Consider the following 19,655-nt stretch of genomic DNA (forward strand, 5'->3'; position numbering starts at 1 on the left):
GCCCAATCGATTATGACATTTGATAAAAAAATTCTGACTTCCCTCTTTCTAATATTCACCTTTCTGATCTCTTGTTCTGAAACCACCCCATCTCAAATCGAATATGATCTCCTAATCACAAACGCTCAAATCGTAGATGGCACCGGAACCGAGGCTTATTCAGGACATCTCTTAGTCGATGGCGGAATCATCCAAAAAGTGGGTGAGTTTTCTGCGGATACGATTCAGGCTGCTCAAACTATCGATGCAGAGGGACGAGTCGTTTCTCCAGGATTTATCGATACGCATTCTCATGGCAATCCGCTTGAAACACCGCGATTTGATAACTTTCTCTCGATGGGTGTAACCACAATCAGCTTGGGACAGGATGGAGGCAGCCCGTCCACAACCGACCTTTCCGGCTGGATGGATCGGATTGATTCTGTCGGCACCGGTCCGAATATTCTCCACTTCATGGGCCATGGAACTTTACGGCAATTGACCAACACCCCGCAACAGCCGATGCTCTCCGATTCTAATCTCGAATCGATGGTGGACCTGATGAACGATGCGATGGATAATGGGTCTTTTGGGTTGACTACAGGACTGGAATATGAATCCGGTCGCTATGCCACACTCCCGGAGTTGGTCGCGTTGGCGGAACCCGTTGCAAATCACAATGGATTGGTGATGAGTCATGTTCGCAGCGAAGACGATAGCGAGATTGAAGATTCCATTCGAGAGCTGATTGAACAGGGGAAAAAATCCGGCGCGAAGGTCCACGTCTCACACATCAAAATTGTGTATGCCAATGATCCAAAACGGGCGGAAGGTGTGTTGGCGTTGATGGATGAGGCGAGAAAAAGCGGTGTTCAGATTACTGCTGATGTCTATCCATACACAGCAAGTTTTACAGGAATTGGAATTGTGTTTCCGAACTGGGTTACACCTGGAAATTTTGATGAGATCAAAGAGACTCGCCGTGCAGAACTTGAAGAATATCTTCGCAATAGAATTGAAAAACGAAACGGCCCCGAAGCCACGCTTTTCGGAACGGCACCCTGGGCCGGAATGACTCTGGCTGAGATAGCCGACTCCCTCAACAAACCGTTCGAAGATGTGCTGATTGATGATATTGGCCCAACCGGAGCCAGCGCTGCCTATTTTGTGATGAATGAAGAGGTGATGAAACGATTCTTGCAAGATCCCCACGTGATGGTTAGCTCCGACGGCAGCCCAACGATGCGCCACCCGCGAGGCTACGGAAGTTTCGCCAAAATTATTGACAATTATGTGATGGAAGAGAATCTTCTGACGCTCGAAGAAGCCATCCATAAAATGACCGGACTTCCCGCAGAAACACTCGGCTTATCCGACTCCTCCCAGGTTGAAATTCCGCGCGGACTGATCCGCGAAGGCTTCGCTGCTGACCTTCTGATTTATGATCCCGCCAATGTTCAAGATCTGGCTGACTTCGAAAACCCCCACCAGTACGCCCAGGGGTTTGATTGGGTTTTTGTAAATGGGGAAGCGGTTATTGAGGAGGGGGAGAGGAATGAGATAAGGCCGGGTGGGGTAATTAGAAAATCGGTTCAATAATCTCAACTGCCGAATCCACTTCGGCTGTCGAATTTTCCGTCTGCCATTCATCGGATGATTGAACCCGTCAGACCGCTTCAAGCGGTCAGACGGGTAGCCAAATTCGAGCTATACATTTATACGATGAGTCGGTTTAGACCCTATAAATTCGCCAACCGAAAAAAGCGGCAGGTGAAAGGAGAGTATCGACTGCCAAATCCATCTTGGCTGCCGAATCTTTAAGGCTGTTTTTCGTGGAATTCGATAAAAAAAATCACATGGCCCTCTACGGTGCAATCGGCAGACGATGATACTTCTATAATTTTGAAAGATATTTTCAAATCCTCTCTTTGGCTACTTCCATTAAATACGCCTTTCACATAAAATCAGAAATCATTTATAAACAATAAATTACACCATAATATCCATTGAATTTTTTCTGTCATTTATTAATCTTTTAAAAAGTTTTAAATAAACTCATAAAAAAGTTTGCAGACAATGATTCATCAAAAGCTTAAAAAGGGCAAAGTTATAAATTTTATCTTCTTATTACTTATTTCCGCTTTGGTGAGCGGATGTGGCACTTCTGATTCAACCGAAGTTTACCAGTTAACGGCTAATTCAACTCCGGCAGAGGGCGGAACCGTCAATCCATCTTCCGCGGAATACGATGAAGGAACCACCGTTCAAATTGAAGCGGAACCTTCCGAAGAATTTCTGTTCGTACAATGGGAAGGAGATATAACAGGAACAGACAACCCACATTCTTTTGAAATTACCGACGATGTTGATGTCACAGCGATTTTTGAAAGAAAGCAGTATACACTAACATTAGAAACAGTAGGTGATGGCAACGTTCAGGAAGAGATCGTTCAGGCACCCAAACAGACGGATTATGAACATGGAACGGTAGTAGAGCTCACCGCTATACCAGAACAAAGCCGGGTTTTTACCGGTTGGCAAGGTGATCTCGAGGGCCAGCAAAATCCGGAAACTATTGTTGTTGAGAGTCCAAAATCGGTAACGGCTGTGTTTGACTGGGGATCTCCGGATAATGAAGATTGCCTGACTTATGATGCCAGAGAATATCGAGATAGAAGAATTTGGAGATAACTGGCGTCTTGTGGAAGGAAATAGCGCAATTCTGTTGTTTGAAGAGTTTGAAAATGCCAAGAAGGCTCAGGAAATTATACAGTATTATGAGTTTAGCAATCATTGCTTTGTTGATCGCCCAAACGCACCAATGGAGTATTGGCTTGTTGACGGCGCACCTGCTGAAGTAGATGAAGATGTTCCGTTTTCTGAGGACTGTTTAGAAGTAAATCCTGAGAATGTTGAAATTGAACAGTCTGGAAGTGACTGGCATGTTGTGGATGGCAACTCACTAATTTTTACGTATGAAGATCGTGCCGAGGCGGCCAAAGCCCGGGATACTATTCAATTCTATGGATTTACCCAAATTTGCTTTGTTGGACGTCCTGATCCCGGAATGCAGTACTGGCTTCGATAAATATTTGCTGTTTAAAAAACGATAGGTCGTTTGATAAGGAGATCGGCTGCTGAATTCTTTTCAGCTGCCGATTTTTGTTTTAGGGTACCTATGATTCGCCAGCTCAAAAAAGCAATGAGCAGGCGAGGTACTCACTCAAACATCAACACCCCAAAGTTTTGATAGTCGTGGAAGTTCCCTTCGAACGGACTCCATGACCAATAGGCTCCCTCATCATCGTAATCAACCCGGTAGAAATTCGCGCGCCAGGTAGTGCCGGGTTTAGGGTCAATATTTTTTAAAGGATGAAGCAGCTTGTACGGAATAAACATCTCCGCTGTCCATGAGTCTATGGAGGCTCCATTTTCCTTTTCACCGTTTGTGACGGTTGTTTTGTGGCGCACTTTTCGGTCCTCCCGGTAGGTGTCATCAAACGGAATCCAACTCAAAAGCTCTCCATCTATGTTTGATACAATGAGCGGCAGTTCGTAATCCAGCGGGGTGATCTCATATTCAAAATAGTCCGGCTCCGACTGATTCGTCCACAGGAAAACCTCCACCACATCACCCAGCCAAAGATTTTTAAAATTTTCCGTAAAAGGCGTGGTTACCAGGCTATCTTCGTTTTGAAACAACACGTACAACCCGGTTTCTGAATAAAGTAGCTTCATTTTGGTTGCCCTCTCAGGCGTATTATCCATCAGATTTCTCTGGGTAATGTCAATCCATTCCGTTTGATTCCATTCTTCGGCTGAACCATCACCTGTCAATTCAAAATCACCTGTTTTCTTTACTGTATGATTGGGTCTTTCAATCGGTTGAATTTGTCCATATACCAGCGTTGAGACAGAAAAAATCAGAAGAAAAAGTATGAAGATATGTTTCATTTGTGTGGCTGACTTGTTTGATTCGGTTTCAATCAAAATAAATTGTTTTACCCATTTTAAAAGAATTGATTTTGACGAGGGATTTAAAGAGTCACAAATTTGGCAGATGCAAAAAGACAATCGGCAGACGAAGTTTTAATAACTCCATTTCAGACGGAAATAAAGCACATTTGGTGTGTCTATGAATTCAGTTAGAAATGAGCCTTTCAACAGTTGAGCCAGAGCTAAAAAATCGATGTTATTGGTAAGTGAGTGAGAAATCTGGGGAATCAATATCACAAATTCTTCATCGAAACTTCCTAATACTCCGCCGGAGATATTTGTTAGAGGTGTTACGGGGTAGGAAGCGCTCAAATAGAATCCGGTTTTAGTAACAAACAAATTGTCAGCGCTGGGAGGTTGGAGAAGTTCAAAAACCGGGCTTCCTCGTCCCCTATTCCCTCCGTTGTACAGAACCTCTCCTTGTGCATACAGTGAATTCGAAAACATGTAATCTAAACCAGTTGTGGCGGTAATATTTCCTTTCGATTTCAAAAAGTTCTCCTCCGGTTGAAAGTAGGAGATCTCGCCTTTAAAACCGGCATCTTTAATATAACCGGCCCAACCAATACCAAGGGTAATCTTATCAAAATAATGCCCGCCTATAAATTGCAGATCGTATTGATTCCAGTTGGTTCGGTACATCCCGGCGATTACCATCTCCTCGAACGTCTCGCCAAGCTTAACAGCCATTTCAATACTGGAAGCAAAATCGAGGTTGTATATGGCGGAAACGGCATCCACGCCGGGACGCTCTTCGTAATCGAAATCAAGAAATGCGTAATTGTTGAACAGGTCGTTGGGATTCCACACGTAGGTTTTTCCCCAGTTAATTCGCTGCCGACCGGCATAGATCTCCAGCGGTCCATTAAAATAGCTAAGATGCAGTCGGTCGATTTGGGAGTGTAACAGCAGCTTATCCGAATCTTCCCACACCCACCACAGATCTACAAGGTCAGGATCATTCTCATAGAACGCGTTCCCAGTCCCGGTGTATGTCTTACGCTATATCCGCTCAATAATCTTGTTCGAATATCTGCATTCAGTTCAAAATTATGCGTAAAACTCCACTCCGTTTCCAGCCGGTGATGCAAAATATTATCGTACCGAAAAGTTGATAAACCATTATCAATGGATACCTGTCCAAGTTCTTTCAGATATCCGCTGATATCAAGAATGTCAGAGAATTGGGCTTTTGATGAAAAAGGCAGGCACAAGAATTAATAAGAGGAAAGCGCAACTCTTGAAGGTCCGTTGGACTCTTCCAGCTTGCTTTGGTTTGATGATATTCTCTCTTTTTTGAGTACTTTTCATCTCTTTTCATCTGTATCAATTTTACCGTCCACGAGGGTTACCACTCTCCTCGCACGGTCAATAACCCGCTGATCGTGGGTGGAGAATACGAAGGTCATCTCTTCGCGTTCATTCAGTTCCAGCATCATGTCCAACAATTCTGCGGTGGAAACGGAATCGAGATTGGCAGTCGGTTCATCGGCCAAAACAAATGCGGGTTTGGATGCCAGCGCTCTCGCCACGGCCACACGCTGCTGCTGTCCTCCGGAAAGTTCTGAAGGTCGTTTGTTAATTTTATCTTCCAGGCCAACCTCTTTTAACAACTCCATACTTTTTTTGCGACACTCTTTTGCCGGGCGACCCTGCATCTGCATGATGAAGGATACATTTTCGATCGCTGTCAAAACCGGAATTAAATTATACGCCTGGAACACAAACCCGATGTGATGCAGCCGAAAATTGATCAGCTTACGGTCTGAAAGAGTGCTCAAATCGGTATCCTGAATCTGTGCTCTTCCTTCGGTCGGTTCATCCAATCCACCAATAATATTGAGCAGAGTTGTTTTTCCTGATCCGGAAGGCCCCACGATAGACGTAAACTCCCCTTTCTCAATCGTGAGATCCACTCCTCTGAGGGCATGAACCGGCACCTGATCCGGGTTGTACACTTTGGTTAATCCGGTTGTTGTTATGACTGACATGGCGATCTGGTTACAGGTTGCGGGTTACTTGTTCCGAAGGCCTTCCTTCGGAACATTGCCCTTGGAAGCTCTGCTTCTGGTAAAATATCTGTAGTGTTTGAATCCATTTGATTGGTGTGATGGTTGAATGGAAGCGGAGCTTCAGGTTGGCGTTCCGAAGGAGGACCTTCGGAACGAGTAAAAAGTAGCAACACTCATCCGATGACTGTTTTGTATAAAATTTGATGTTCATGAATTTTGTACTTGATGTTTCCACATTCCGCACTCCTCATCTTTAATTAAACTTTCGAATCGCTTGAACGGGTTTCAGCTTTAAGGTTCGCCAGGCGGGATATAAAGCTGACAATAATGACGCCGCTGCAATCATCAGCATGATATTCAGATAATACGGCCATGTGAGTGACGGATACACGACCGTTCCGATTCCCCACTGATTCAACCCCTGTGCAAACGCACTCAAATCTATTCCAACATTTCCAAAATAGGTGATAAAGATCCAGCCCAGGAAGACTCCGCCGGGAGCGCCCACCATCGTCAGAAATACAGTTTCAATCATTACCATACTGAAGGTTCGCGATTTATTCATTCCAATGGCACGCAGCATTCCAAGTTCGCGGGTTCGTTCCAGGACGGCCATCAACATGGTGTTGATGATGCTGAAGATCAGGCCAATAATAATAATGATCATTACGATGTAGAGTGTGAGATCCATCATATCAAAAGAGTATCTCAACTCGGGAGCAATATCTCGCCAGGTTTTTACTTCTACATCGGGGAACTCTTGCTTGATTTGTGCTGCATACATTTCAGCCATCGAAAGATCATCCGTATCTATCCTGATATTGTGGATGGCATTCATATTTCCAAGAAGCCCGTTCAAATCACTCTTCCGGACAAATACATTTCCTTCATCAAACTGATTCATAAAAGTGTCGAAAATTCCTGCAACACGAAATGCTCCACCGGTGATATCACCCGTCACGTCCTGGAAACTTAACACCATTCTTGATCCTAATTCCAGGTCAAGCCGTTCGGCGAGTTCAATGCCAATCAGGATTGGATTCCAGGTGGTGGTGTTAATCATTTCGCCCTTTGTGATATACTGCTTCACAGTCAGTGAGGTATCTGCTTCAAGATCAATTCCGTAAATGTTAACCCCAAAACTGCTGTGGGGACTTTGAGCCAAACCGGTCGCCATACTTTTGGCCGACACATCTTCTGTATATGATTTTTCTTCAGCATACTGAATGATCTCATCCGCATTTGAAATGGAAAATTTCGGATTGTTGAGATCCCCGAATTGAGGGTGCTCAATCTGGATGTGCCCGATAGATAGTTCAATCTGGTTGTGCAGATAATCTTCCATAAATCCGTTAAAAAATCCTGCACTGAAAATACCGGCCCAGGTTCCCAGCAGCACCGCTACAATGACCACTCCGCTGCGCGCCGGATTTCTCCATACATTTTTCCACCCGAGTTTTATGATGTTTTTGACCATATTATCCTCTCAATGCCTCCACCGGGTTGAGCCTGCTGGCTTTAATCAAAGGAATAATGCTGAAAACCAATGTGATGATAAAAATTGTGACAGCCTGCGAATAGAACACAACCGGCTCGGTGGAAAATTGCATCACAGCTTCCATTCCATAGGATTGATATACCTCGGCAATATCACCTGAAAACTCGATGGGATTGATGTTGAAATACCATGCAATGGGAATCGAAACCAAAATACCGATTCCGCTTCCCACCAGCGCCATCAACAGAATTTCGATTGCCAGCATCAAGGCGATGACAAAACGCGGCGTTCCAACCGAAATCATCACCCCAAATTCGTAGGTTCGTTCGGTAATCATCATCAACACCGTTCCTAAAATTCCAAAGCCTACTACGATGTACAAAACAAATATCATGATCAATCCGGCGCCTCGATCGGCTTCTATGGTTTGAACCAATTCGGGCATCATCGTTTGCCAGCTCATAACTTCGAACTCATCAGAAAATATTGATTGAAGACTCTTTACGGTCGCATCAACCTGTTCCGTATCATCCAGGATAATGGAGAGGGAGGTCAGACGGTTTTCTGCGGCAAGAAAGTATTGAGCCGTTTCGAGCGGCATCATCACCAGGTTTCGGTTGAGCTGTGGATTTGGAAAAGCAATGGTCCCGCGGATTCTGTAGAGGCCGGTGGCACTTTGTCCCCTGAAACCCTGGCCAATCATGACTAAACTATCGCCAAGCTGAACATCCAGCCGCTGCATTAATTCCTGGCCCAGGATTACGGATCGCTCATTCATTACTTTCAAAGTATGACCCGGACTGAATACGCTTTTCGGGATCACTCAATGATTTCTCGGCATTCTACATCTATTCCCATCACCATCGCAGGCCGGCTTTGATTTTCTCCTGCTGCCAGTGCAAACGATTCCAGCCGGGGAACCACGGCTTGTACAGATTGCTCGCTCTGAATGTTGGCATATACCGAATCTGCAGCAACGAAGGTATTATCGAGTGTTTTATCCTCCCAGTAACCTTTTCCATGGACCTGCACATATCCAGAAAACGTGCCTACCGTGTTTTCAACCATATCTGTGTACTGCCCTTCCTGCATGGAACGCATCACAGCTGCCAGTAAAACAGCCACAACAATGGAGAGCATCGTGATAATTGTACGACGCTTATTCCTCCAGATATTTCGCCAGGCTAATTGTAAGTATAGCATATTTAGTTGATGCTAAAGTATGTAGCCGTCAGACCGTTTGGAGCGGTCAGACGGCTGAAGATTTTAAACTGATAACTGCTTATTGTTTACTGCTAACTGTTTCACTGTACCCTCTTCATATTTTGAATGCTAAAGAAACTTTCAGAGATATCGATATTGAATTCAATATCCTGGTACGTAATAACCGTTCTGTTTCCTTCCTCTTCAACAGGTATCATCTCCATTTTTGTTGGAATGAGCCGTCCCCCCAATACTTTCACCTCAGATCCAGCCATGATGCGAACCAACGTATCATCTTCATCAAAATATTCAACCCGAAGGTTCAAATATTCATCTTTTGAAATATAGCTGACTACCCTCGCCCACACGATGGGAGCATCCGGTTTAGGGATCATCTCGATAACATGGCAATCGTACCCATCCACAGTCTCACTATCCATCATAATGTATGTATAATCTGTTATGACCGAAGATTCGCGAACCAGATCATTATTGGAAAAGTCAGAACCCATCCACGACTGGCTCATCATAGAAGGCGGCATTTTGATGGTCCGGTTTACATCCGGCAGCCAGTTCCATATTTCATTGTTTCTCATCAGGAATGATGTTCCTTCATCACGGGCAGGGGCAGTAATCAAAATCAGGCTGTAATCTTCTCCCAAGCTCCAGCTTTTCATGGATACACTTCGGGTCCAATTAGGGCGTACAATTTCCATTGTAATCTCTGCTCGCGAACTCTCGCCCTCCATTTTTTTATATGCTTCGCGTACAATTTCTTCAGCTGATTGAGCCGAAACTGAAATTGAAATCAACCCAAACAAACAAACTGCAATAGCAACTCTTTTAATCAGGTACATATTCCTCCAGTATTTTAGCTTTTAATTCCTGTAACGGATAATCATCGCCCATAGCAATATATCCCATCAAAATTCCATCCAACATGGCCCCCAGTTGATACGCTTCCAGTTCGGGCTCGGAGCACCCCAAATCCCACATAATCTCTTTAAACATCAGAATCTGTCTCTCTTGAACTTTATCCAGTTTTGGTTTGAGGCTGTCAAATACATCCGGTTGAAGCGCTAACGAAACCATCAATCGGCCCATTCCCGTTTCGTTCTCTATGAAATCGAAGGTTTGCTCCAGGGTTTGTTTGATCTTTTCCACGGGACCAGACTCTTCCGGGAAGTCCATCATTTGATCTCCCATGCTCACCAACTGATCAAAAATAGCTTCTAAAATGGCTTCTTTGCTATCAAAGTAATGATAGATCAGTCCTTTGGAAATCCCTGCTTTTTTAGCAACTGCCGCAATACTCGTTTTAGAATAGCCTTCATTGGCAAACAACTCGAATGCAGAATCAATAATTTGCTTTTGGGTTTGCTGCCGAATTTCCTCGTTTTGTTGTGCTGTCCGTGGGCTCATTTTTAATTGACTAAACGTTCAGTCAAAAATTTAGATAAAAAATTGTACAAAACAAACAAAATACTTCGATTACGCTTCGGTGCCTCAATATGAGGTGAGCGGAAGTCCTGTAATGAGTTTTGAATCTTGTTAGTATAGCAGCCGGTAAATTAATATAGTGTTAGAATCAATAAATCAATTTAATAGTCAACTTTAAAAGAGGCCACAAAAGCACAAAAACACTAAAAATTTTGTGGTTTCGTGTTTTTGTGGCTATCTGATTGGCTATACTTTTTTAAAGATTATAACACTAATTGGGGAAAGACAATTAGAATTGCAGGATACTCTCATTACTCAAATACACGAATGTAATCCACTACCATCTCTTGAGGGAATTCGGTGGTTTGATCGGGCGGACCGGGCCAGTTCCCACCCACAGCCACATTCATGATGAAAAAGAAGCGCGCATTAAAAGGATAGAAATTTACATTGGGATCGAAGCCGAAAAGGTCTTAAACCATTGATTGTCCACATACCAACTAATTTGATCTTTCTCCCAAACCAAGGTGTAGACGTGAAACTGATCGGAATATGTTCCGCAGGATAACCCCTTCATACCGGTTGATGAATCGTATCCGCCATCATCGTAATGAACAGTGCCGTGAACAATGCTTGGTTCATGCCCAACCAACTCCATGATGTCAATCTCACCGCTCATCGGCCAGCCAACCTGATCGATATTGGCACCAAGCATCCAGATAGCCGGCCAGATTCCTTGTCCTTTTGGAAGTTTGGCGCGGATATCAATCCGGCCGTATTGAAGTTCCACTTTATCTTCGGTTTTGATTCGTGCCGATGTGTAGTCACTGCCATCCTTCCGGGCAGTTATTGTAAGCATACCATTTTCGACATTTGAATTCGAATCGATATCCGTGTAATCCTGAAGCTCTCTATTCCCCCATTGGCAGAGATCAGGACAACCATCCCCAATTTCATAGGTCCAATCGGCGGTGTTTAGCTGATCACCATTGAATTCATCACTCCATTTTAAACTCATGGACGGATATTCTTCAGGTGTATAAAATCCATCTTCATCCGAGAGGATTTCGGCCATATCATCGTTGTCAGAAATGGTGATTATAAATGTTGTTGAACGGCCATCAGCTGTCAGCTTTACTTTAAATGTTTCCGAGAGTTCAAAATACTCATCACCCATCACCTCTACCGGAATAACGGCTTTTAAATTATCGGGACTAAAGGTTATCTCTCCATTTGTTGCATTCAGATCATCCCCATTTAATGCCGTTCCCTCTTCAATTTCATACGATACAGTTACGTCCGAAACCAGCGACCCCTCCAAATTAACAGGGATTTCGGCGATGGTATCAGCATTACCCTCAACTATTGTTGCAGTTTGAATCGTGAGCTTGTCAATTTCATTTTCCTGATTACTCTCTTCACTACATCCTGAAAAAATCATGAACAGAATAAAAAAGAGAAGAAGTATAGAACTTTTGGCGGCACTCAATGCATCAATCATTTTATAGTACAATTTGATCGGTCGTTTGATACTAAATTAACAATATTTCACAGAACAAATTGCATGAACCTCTCAAAAGAGTTGAATACCGGCAGACATCTCTACCCAAAAATCGAAATTATGAGTGCCTCTGTTGCCATCAAAAAAGGAATACCATGAATAGTTGGGTGCTTCAACGCCATTGGTACTCAAACCGGGAAGAAGAGTCACCCGAAAAGTTCTATACTTCAGGTCAGAATTTTGTTGAGCTTTTGTTGTTTCAAGCCCCAGAAAACAGGATAATAAAAGTAAAAACAGCAGATTTTTCTTCATTTCTTTGGATAGTATAGTTGAGCTTATTTATTAAAAACCAGTACGAAAAAATGGCTTCTTTGTTTTATAAAAATGATCCAAAAAATTTGTTTGTATGAAAGCCAATTCTCACACTTTACTGATCGATTCTTCTTAAAAAAGCTGCACGAAAAAGCGTATCTTCATCCTCTCATTTAACCTGAACTCTATGAATATCAATATTTCTTCTGAAACCGGCGTGCTTCGGGGCTTGATTGTACATTCGCCCGGACGTGAAGTTTCCCTGGTGAATCCAAATATTAAGGAAGAGCTTCTTTTTGATGACATCATCTTTGAAAGTGATGCCAAATATGAACATATCGATATGCTGAAAATCTTCAGCACTGCAATGCCTGATGATGGAGAAATTTTTGAAATTCTGGATCTGGCCGAGGAGGTTTTTGCATCAGAAGATATACGCGCAGAATTTATTGAATGGATGATTAAAGAGCAGCCATTTGAAAATATTCATACCGTAGAAAAAGAACTTATCCGGCTCCATCCGAAAGAATTTGTCCGGTTTGTGGCCGAGGGAGTTTTGGGAGATCACACGTTCAATCTTCATCCAGCCCCCAATTTACTGTTCACCCGCGATCTTGCCGCCGTTGCACGAAATACTGTAATTCTTTCACGAGCAGCAAAAGAAGCCCGGGCAAGGGAATTTTTGTTGATGCGGACGATTGTGCATCATCATCCACTGTTTGAATCGGTAAAAGAAAACGCCATAACAGTTGGCGGGCATCAAACCATCGAGGGCGGAGATGTATTGATTGCATCAGACGATATTGTACTGATTGGTATGAGCGAACGCACCTCATTCAGCGGTTTGATGGGAGTTGCCGAGCAGTTACTGCATCACGGAGTGGAACATGTGCTGGCAGTTGATATTCCCAAACAACGATCGTCCATGCATCTCGACACCATTTTTACATTTGCAGATAAAACTGAATGTGTAGTCTTTCCACCCTCTATTGAGGAGAAAGAGAATAATGTTGTAGATCTTTTTTTAAACGGTGATGCAGTTCAGTGCAGGCAGTGTACATCTCTGAAAGAGATATTGGAGGAATTAACCGGCAAAGAGTTTACGTTTATTAAATGCGGCGGCGAAAAACGTATCGATCAGTTTCGGGAACAATGGACAGACGGTGCAAACTTGTTTGCCCTGGCACCGGGAATTGTTGTAGGATATGGCCGCAACACAAAAACGTTTGAGGCGTTAGTGAGCCATGGCTACAGGCACATGAACCAATATGAGTTTATTGAAGAATTTGAAAACAAAGATCTTAATCCTGAAAAAGAGGGTAAGATTGCAATCAGCTTTGAAGGTCACGAACTTTGTCGGGGCCGGGGCGGAGCGCGTTGTATGACGATGCCCATTTCACGTACATGACAGTTTTAATTGAAAAAAATTTAATCTGAAGTAGTTTGGCATTTCCAGAGGCAGAAACACAGACGCAGGAACTTCCCAATATTAAAGAGCAGCCTAAGAATCAACCCGGCTTATGGACTATCCTGAAGCATGTGGCGTTGTTTATTGCCACGTTTGCATGCGTCACATTCGTCGGAATCTTCTGGGTGGGTCAATCGGCAGATACCGCATCTTATCTTGATATGTGGCCGGAAGGAGCTCTATTCGCCACTTTGCTTCTGGCATTCCTGGCCACGCATGAGTTCGGACACTATTTCGCAGCCGTTTATCACAATGTAAAAGTTACCCTGCCTTACTTTATTCCTATTCCACTCGGGATTGGAACCATGGGCGCCGTTATTAAAATTGAAGAGCGCATCCAGGAAACGAAGAAACTGTTTGATATCGGTATAGCGGGGCCAATTGCAGGCTTTCTGGTGTCTCTTATTGTTTTACTTTATGGATTCTCAACCCTGCCTGATCCATCATTCATCGAAAATTTTGCAGGACACGAAGAGGTTATCAGCCATGTTCAGGAAACGGGACAGTACCCGGAAACGCCCCCGGAAATTGAAAATGCGCCCGAGGGTTCAACCATTATGCTGGGACATACTTTACTGTTTTCATTCCTGGCCAGCTTTTTTGAGAATGTACCGCCCATGTACGAAATGTATCATTTCCCGTTTCTTTTTGCAGGATGGCTGGGACTCTTTTTTACAGCGCTGAACCTAATGCCGATTGGCCAGCTTGACGGCGGACATATTTTATACTCTTTGATTGGATACAAAAAACACCGAACGGTGGCCAGAATTTGCTTTGGATCTATTGCTACACTCGGAGGAATTGAAGCGATCCCTTTTCTCTTTCTAAATATTGACGGATGGATGCCCGGATATGGATTTCTCTCCATAATGCTCTGGGCACTAATCTTATTATTTCTGTTTAGAAAAGGATTTTACAGTGAACATGTCTGGATCGCCCCCATGTGGGCCATATCTCTGATATCAACGGTAGCATACCTTTATTTTACATCCGGGTTTACACAAACCGGATCGTTAATCTGGGTATTTTGGAGTTTCTTTCTTGTTTATTTTGTAAAAATGGAACACCCTCCTGTTATCTTTGAGCGGCCATTGTCGCCATGGAGGAAACGGCTCGGCTGGATCAGTATGGCTGTATTTATCCTCTGTATCAGCCCGACACCCATTTATTTTGTGAATTGATAGCTTCCCCCTTTGAAGGGGGAATGTGAGCACGACGAATGTCGTGTGAACTCGGGGGATGACACCCCGTTCTCACGACATTCAATCATGCGCACATTCCCCTTCGAAGGGGAGATTAATTTACCTCAAACTATGACCTGATATTTAATCCTTTTTTCGTTCAATGAACCTTCTTAAACTTTCGATCCCTCTTTTTCTCTTACTCCTGATCTCCTGCGGTGAATCTGAACCCGATGTTGTAGATGAAAACGCCCCGCTTCCCGAAAAGGTAGATCAGTTAATTCAGGCCAATGAATATGAAACGGCTCTCTCTTTGTTGAGTGAAGAAAATCAACAAGATCCAACGATTCAACAACTGCTGGAAAAAACACACCTCAATTACGGGCTTCACAGCATGAATACATTCGATCAGACCGAGATGAGAACACGTATGAACAGGGCTCTAACTCAATTTACAGAAGTGTTACGCATCAACCCGGAAAACCAGGTTGCCCGAACGAATATCAACCAAATTCTGTCGATCTATAAAACCATTCCTGACCGCAACCCCGAGCCGGATGTTTTGGAAGGATTAGAAGAAGTGGGAATTGAGTATTAAAAATCTTGGGTTTCCATCGGCTACATTGTCGTGTTCATTATTCTGAGTTCAACAAGAATCTGCTTACCTTGTTCAACAGAGAACGAATTCTAAACCTATCAATCACAAATCGCATTGGCGAAAAAGAATCAAAACTCAAATACAACACCCACTCTAAAAAACCGCAAAGCCCGGCACGATTTCCATATTGATGAAACGTATGAGGCCGGTATTTCTTTGAAGGGTACAGAAGTTAAATCACTGCGCCAGGGGAAGGCCAGCCTGAATGAGGCTTTTGCTTATCTGCAGAACGGAGAGGTTTGGTTGAAGAATATGTATATCAAACCGTATAAGTTTGGATCCTATGCTAATCACGATGAGAGACGCGACCGAAAGCTATTATTGAAACGAAGGGAGATTCGCGAAATAGACAAGAACATTAATCAGAAAGGGTATACTCTTGTACCACTCAAGCTCTATTTTAAACGCGGATATGCAAAAATTCTGATGGGATTAGCTCGTGGTAAAAAACAGTACGACAAACGAGAAGACATTAAAGAGAAAGATATACGCCGCGAACTTGACCGGAAGATCAAAGGGAATTACAGCGTAAACCTGTAACCAACGTAAATTCTGGCAAGCTTTACCCTGAAACCGCGAAATCTCTCCTTGAAATAAAAAAGGCCTGATTCGAAATGAACCAAGCCTTTCAATCAACTTTTATTGTAAACTGTTATTGTTGGTTGCCTTGTTGTGGTAAGCCCAACTCATCTTCCACTCGGGACATCAGTTCGGGATCTTGTTGCGCTCCCATTATAATCTGCTGATATCGCTGCATTGTTAAACCATTTTCCTCAATTTTAGTGCTCATTTGCTGACGAGCCTCGGTTTGAATCTGCATGAGTGTTGGCTGCAACGTTTGAATTTTGGATTTCTCTTCATCCGTAATATTCACCTGCTGTGCCATTTGTGGATTCTGCATGGCCATCATCATCTGTTGAAATCTTTCAAAAGTCAGGTCTTCCTTTTCAACTGCTGATCTTATTTTCTCCTGTGTTTCTGCCTGAATAGGCTCTAACTCCTCAACAGCCTCTCCAAGTTGTGTGATCTCTTCATCGCTGACATCAGATGAGGTAGGTAAATCTTGCTGTTGCGGCGGCATTTGCGGTTGCTGCTGCGCCTGAGCAAACATAGAACCGGCAGCAAAAAGTGAACAAATAAGTGTAAGTACTAATTTTTTTGAAATATGCATTATGTAGAATTAATTCTTGTTGAATTTGCAGTTTGCTAACTACTGCAAGATGCTTTTATTATGATTAATTAAATGGCACATCATCTCAGATGTTTCGAAGAAAATTGGCTATTTCAAGACGAAACAGCCAATTTGTTTAGGTTTTCGATAAGCCGAATTCTGTACCCCAACTATAAGTCGGGGTGGCAACCATTTATCTGGCCCCGATGTTGCCATCGGGATCGTATGCGTTCTACCCGGTTGTATAGCGACGAGTGGCGCACAACCTGCGTGAACTTGCACCCTGTAAGGTTTGCCCTGCCCCCGAATGTCACCACCGGGGCGGTGAGCTCTTACCTCACCTTTTCACCTTTACCCTCCGAAGCTTCAGCGAAGGAGGATTTACCCCGTTCTTCTCCACTTTGAAGGGAAGTCTGTTTTCTGTGGCACTGGCTATCCCGTTATTGATCCGGAATCTTCCCGTTAGGAAGTACAGTACTCGTAGGTGTTCGGACTTTCCTTCCCGACCGTGGCCGGAACGATTGCCTGAAAACCTTTTAAAAGATAATGATTATAAGGCGATTTAAATAACGATTGGACTGACGATTCCATTTTGCAGAAATATTAAACCGCTCGCTGAGCTGGTATCATCCGTTCTACAACGGGCAGCTTGCCCATTATTTCTAAACGTTGATTCAGTTACGCTCACTACACAACGGAAGAATGATTCAGTACGGTTGTTCCCGATATGATATAAGAAGGCTTTGCAAAACCGTGGGTATGCGTCTATCTGAACTCGATTCAGATTCTCCATTCGTCTTTATAGCCAGTATCTGGAGATCCTGAATCAAGTTCAGGATGACGGTCATTGTTTTGCATAGCCTTCTATAATAGATCTATATCATATTGTACGTATTTAGCGCGCGAAAGACTCCTTGTTCCAGGCCATTCATCGTTTCGCCCTCTCCCCCGCGAGAGGGGTGAGGGCGAAAAAACGGTCTGTGCCAAGAGATTGGCTTTTTTTCGTCTGTCAGATCGCTAAACAGGTACATCAGATCTATTCGATACCGGAGAAACCCCGGTAGTTCGGGATGGGCCGGTCACTCTCCGGCACATAACGGTCAGATTTAAATCTCAAGCTGTTTTTTAGCCTCTTCAAAAAAGGAGGGATCAATTACAATACGGCCGCTGTTTTCGTCAATAATAACTTTGTTCTTGCGGCGAACTTCAACCTGCGTTTGGGGAGGGAGTGCCATTCCCAGGGCAGCGCCTTTCTCCATACCGACAACAGCAATTCCGTTTGATAAACCATCTCTGAGACGATTATAGCTGCGAACGTAGCGGTTGTCAAGCTCTTCTTCCAGCTCTTCTCTTTTTTCAAGGAGCTTCTCCTCTTCAGATTTAGTGTTCTCAATAACTTCATCAAGATTCTCTTTTTTCTCTTCGTGAAGTTTATTGGTCTCTTCAAGCCTTTCCTCTATTTCACCCAATTTCTCATCGAGCTCTTCCTGGCGTTTTTCAATCTCTTCGATTCTTGAAGTTGAGTTTTCAACAAACTGTTTTTGAGCCTCAATCTCTTTAGTCAGAGCATCGTACTCTCGGTTGTTTCGGACAGTTAGTTGCTGCTCCTCGTACTTCTCTGTTTTTTCAAGAGAAGACTCAATTTCAAGCTCCAGTTTTTTCTTTTCGCCTGTAAGCTCTTCCTTCTCTTCCTTGAGCTGATTAATTTTAGCGTTTAACCGGTTAATATTTGTTTCAATGTCCAGAACTTCTTCTGGTAAATCACCACGGAGCTGCCGTATTTCATCAATCCGGCTGTCAATGTATTGAAGATTTGCGAGTTGTTGGAGTACCTCTTGCATGGTATTGAATTAGGAAATTTTAAATGTTTTTATTTTCAAATTCGGTAACGTAAATCTCCATCGGGTTTGTTACGTTTTCTGTTGCGTCAACCTGCAGGTTTTCAAACGCTTCAGATAGTTCTTTACGGATCGCTTCTACAACCGGGAATTCACTTTCATAGTGCCCGGCATCCACCAGTAAAAAATTCGTTCGTTCGATAAAGTAGTCATGATATTTAATATCGGCGGTTACAAAAGCATCTGCCCCCGATTTTATGGCTTTGTCCTTCAGAAAAGCACCAGCTCCACCACATACAGCTACTTTTTTAATTCGTTCTGCATTGCCGGAATATCGCAGGGAAGGAACATCCAGTGCCCTGCATACCAGATGTAAAAATTCATCCTTCGCAATTCCATCATCAGGATAGTAGCCCAACACTCCCATTCCAAAATTATTGGTTGGGGTAGACATCTCAATCACCTGGAAACTTCCCTTTTTAAGCAGACCCTCTTTCTCGAGCGCATTGCGAAGCTGCGAAACGTAGTGCTGATCAATAATCGCTTCAAAATTTTTCTGGCCGTCTTTTCTTCCGTCCACTTCATAAAAGTGAGCTTCCTCGGCAGAATAGTAATTCAAAAGTTTTAAGACGGCTTCAGTGTCCTCATAGTCCGTAGTGAGGGAAATTTTACGGCTAATGTTATAAGCTTTATCGAGAAACTGAAGGTTATCCAAACCCAAATTATTTGCCAGTACAAACGAAACACCATCCAAAGCAGCGTCTAAGTTTGTGTGTGCGGACAGAAGGGCAATGTTGTTTCGGATCATTTTATAGATGATCCGCCCTTGCTCGTGGGTGGGATTGATGCTGGAAATTTCTTTGAAAATAAGTGGATGGTGGGAAACAATGAGTTCACATTCTTTCTCGAGTGCTTCATCAACAACCTCTTCGGTCACATCGAGGCAAACAAGAATTCGTGAAACAGAAGCCTTGGGATCGCCAAGTAAAAGTCCAACATTATCATAACTCATTTTTATGCCCGGGGGAGCCCACTGGTGCATAAAGTTTGTTATATGACTTACCTGGATGTTCAAGTTTGTTCTCCTCCCCTCAAGAATTGATATGTTCTTTCAGACTTTCGGGATTTGAACCCTGCGGCTTTCCTATGTATGGACTTTCGCTGGTGTGTCATTGTTTTTTTCACAGATCTCAAAAATACGAATCATTTTATTCCATTAAAAACAATTTTTATCCATTTTTACCTGATCTGATAATTAAGTTTGAAAACCTGTTTCTTTCATATTGAAAATTGGAATCAAATCTGAGCTTTTACACATTACTTGTGTTTATGTGAATCAATCAGATACCTTTATTGTATTATCTTGTAGTTGCAGCAATGAATTAACAACTGTCTATA

General features: G+C 43.2%; 21 protein-coding genes and 1 other RNA gene. 7 read left to right on the forward strand and 15 right to left on the reverse strand.

The window, feature by feature from the left end; all coding sequences use genetic code 11:
• Positions 1-12: 12 nt before the first annotated feature.
• The 3 genes from U5K72_01355 (at position 13) to U5K72_01365 (ending at position 3,067) form a co-directional block, all read left to right on the forward strand.
• Positions 13-1,578, forward strand: a complete 1,566-nt coding sequence (locus tag U5K72_01355) for an amidohydrolase family protein (protein MDZ7717448.1) — start codon at positions 13-15, stop codon at positions 1,576-1,578.
• A gap of 477 nt (positions 1,579-2,055) precedes the next feature.
• Positions 2,056-2,670, forward strand: coding sequence for a hypothetical protein (locus tag U5K72_01360; protein MDZ7717449.1), 615 nt, complete (start codon positions 2,056-2,058; stop codon positions 2,668-2,670).
• Positions 2,630-3,067, forward strand: coding sequence for a hypothetical protein (locus U5K72_01365; protein ID MDZ7717450.1), 438 nt, complete (start codon positions 2,630-2,632; stop codon positions 3,065-3,067). Before U5K72_01360 ends, U5K72_01365 begins: the two co-directional genes overlap by 41 nt.
• Positions 3,068-3,198: 131 nt before the next feature.
• Here U5K72_01365 and U5K72_01370 read toward each other — a convergent pair whose 3' ends face one another.
• The 11 genes from U5K72_01370 to U5K72_01420 form a co-directional block, all read right to left on the reverse strand.
• Positions 3,199-3,933 carry a carbohydrate-binding family 9-like protein gene (locus U5K72_01370; GenBank protein MDZ7717451.1) on the reverse strand — a complete coding sequence of 245 codons (735 nt, stop codon included), beginning with the start codon at positions 3,931-3,933 and terminating at the stop codon, positions 3,199-3,201.
• A gap of 135 nt (positions 3,934-4,068) precedes the next feature.
• Positions 4,069-4,908, reverse strand: a complete 840-nt coding sequence (locus U5K72_01375) for a hypothetical protein (GenBank protein MDZ7717452.1) — start codon at positions 4,906-4,908, stop codon at positions 4,069-4,071.
• Positions 4,909-4,919: 11 nt separating this feature from the next.
• On the reverse strand, positions 4,920-5,189 hold the full coding sequence (locus tag U5K72_01380; GenBank protein MDZ7717453.1) for a hypothetical protein: 270 nt from the start codon (positions 5,187-5,189) through the stop codon (positions 4,920-4,922).
• 93 nt (positions 5,190-5,282) lie between these two features.
• The gene (locus U5K72_01385) at positions 5,283-5,966 is read right to left on the reverse strand and encodes an ABC transporter ATP-binding protein (GenBank protein ID MDZ7717454.1); all 684 of its coding nucleotides are present in this window, start codon (positions 5,964-5,966) and stop codon (positions 5,283-5,285) included.
• A 274-nt stretch (positions 5,967-6,240) separates the two neighbouring features.
• Complete coding sequence (locus tag U5K72_01390; protein ID MDZ7717455.1) at positions 6,241-7,464, reverse strand: FtsX-like permease family protein; 1,224 nt, start codon at positions 7,462-7,464, stop codon at positions 6,241-6,243.
• A 1-nt stretch (position 7,465) separates the two neighbouring features.
• Complete coding sequence (locus tag U5K72_01395) at positions 7,466-8,263, reverse strand: FtsX-like permease family protein (protein ID MDZ7717456.1); 798 nt, start codon at positions 8,261-8,263, stop codon at positions 7,466-7,468.
• 41 nt (positions 8,264-8,304) lie between these two features.
• The gene (locus tag U5K72_01400) at positions 8,305-8,688 is read right to left on the reverse strand and encodes a hypothetical protein (protein ID MDZ7717457.1); all 384 of its coding nucleotides are present in this window, start codon (positions 8,686-8,688) and stop codon (positions 8,305-8,307) included.
• Positions 8,689-8,789: 101 nt separating this feature from the next.
• Positions 8,790-9,545 carry an outer membrane lipoprotein-sorting protein gene (locus U5K72_01405; protein MDZ7717458.1) on the reverse strand — a complete coding sequence of 252 codons (756 nt, stop codon included), beginning with the start codon at positions 9,543-9,545 and terminating at the stop codon, positions 8,790-8,792.
• Positions 9,532-10,110, reverse strand: coding sequence for a TetR/AcrR family transcriptional regulator (locus U5K72_01410; protein MDZ7717459.1), 579 nt, complete (start codon positions 10,108-10,110; stop codon positions 9,532-9,534). The genes U5K72_01405 and U5K72_01410 overlap by 14 nt, the downstream gene beginning before the upstream one ends.
• Before the next feature lie 463 nt (positions 10,111-10,573).
• Positions 10,574-11,629, reverse strand: a complete 1,056-nt coding sequence (locus U5K72_01415) for a family 16 glycosylhydrolase (GenBank protein MDZ7717460.1) — start codon at positions 11,627-11,629, stop codon at positions 10,574-10,576.
• 72 nt (positions 11,630-11,701) lie between these two features.
• Positions 11,702-11,941 carry a hypothetical protein gene (locus U5K72_01420; protein ID MDZ7717461.1) on the reverse strand — a complete coding sequence of 80 codons (240 nt, stop codon included), beginning with the start codon at positions 11,939-11,941 and terminating at the stop codon, positions 11,702-11,704.
• A 187-nt stretch (positions 11,942-12,128) separates the two neighbouring features.
• Between U5K72_01420 and U5K72_01425 the strand changes: the two genes are divergently transcribed.
• The 4 genes from U5K72_01425 to smpB all read left to right on the forward strand — a co-directional run bounded on the left by U5K72_01425 (position 12,129) and on the right by smpB (position 15,788).
• Positions 12,129-13,349 (forward strand): arginine deiminase family protein, encoded by a 1,221-nt coding sequence (locus U5K72_01425; protein ID MDZ7717462.1) that lies wholly within the window; start codon positions 12,129-12,131, stop codon positions 13,347-13,349.
• A 35-nt stretch (positions 13,350-13,384) separates the two neighbouring features.
• On the forward strand, positions 13,385-14,590 hold the full coding sequence (locus U5K72_01430) for a site-2 protease family protein (GenBank protein ID MDZ7717463.1): 1,206 nt from the start codon (positions 13,385-13,387) through the stop codon (positions 14,588-14,590).
• A gap of 163 nt (positions 14,591-14,753) precedes the next feature.
• On the forward strand, positions 14,754-15,188 hold the full coding sequence (locus U5K72_01435; protein ID MDZ7717464.1) for a hypothetical protein: 435 nt from the start codon (positions 14,754-14,756) through the stop codon (positions 15,186-15,188).
• Positions 15,189-15,302: 114 nt separating this feature from the next.
• Positions 15,303-15,788 carry an SsrA-binding protein SmpB gene (smpB, locus tag U5K72_01440; GenBank protein ID MDZ7717465.1) on the forward strand — a complete coding sequence of 162 codons (486 nt, stop codon included), beginning with the start codon at positions 15,303-15,305 and terminating at the stop codon, positions 15,786-15,788.
• A gap of 112 nt (positions 15,789-15,900) precedes the next feature.
• Here smpB and U5K72_01445 read toward each other — a convergent pair whose 3' ends face one another.
• From U5K72_01445 to U5K72_01460, 4 genes are all read right to left on the reverse strand, one after another.
• A complete protein-coding gene (locus U5K72_01445; protein MDZ7717466.1) occupies positions 15,901-16,419 on the reverse strand; it encodes a DUF4168 domain-containing protein in 519 nt (172 codons plus the stop codon).
• A gap of 132 nt (positions 16,420-16,551) precedes the next feature.
• Positions 16,552-16,956: RNase P RNA component class A (gene rnpB, locus U5K72_01450), an RNA gene on the reverse strand.
• Between the two features lie 569 nt (positions 16,957-17,525).
• On the reverse strand, positions 17,526-18,260 hold the full coding sequence (locus tag U5K72_01455; GenBank protein MDZ7717467.1) for a hypothetical protein: 735 nt from the start codon (positions 18,258-18,260) through the stop codon (positions 17,526-17,528).
• A gap of 19 nt (positions 18,261-18,279) precedes the next feature.
• On the reverse strand, positions 18,280-19,332 hold the full coding sequence (locus U5K72_01460) for a Nif3-like dinuclear metal center hexameric protein (protein MDZ7717468.1): 1,053 nt from the start codon (positions 19,330-19,332) through the stop codon (positions 18,280-18,282).
• Positions 19,333-19,655 lie beyond the last annotated feature (323 nt).

The sequence above is a fragment of the Balneolaceae bacterium genome (genome assembly GCA_034521495.1).
Taxonomy (GTDB): Bacteria; Bacteroidota; Rhodothermia; order Balneolales; family Balneolaceae; genus Rhodohalobacter.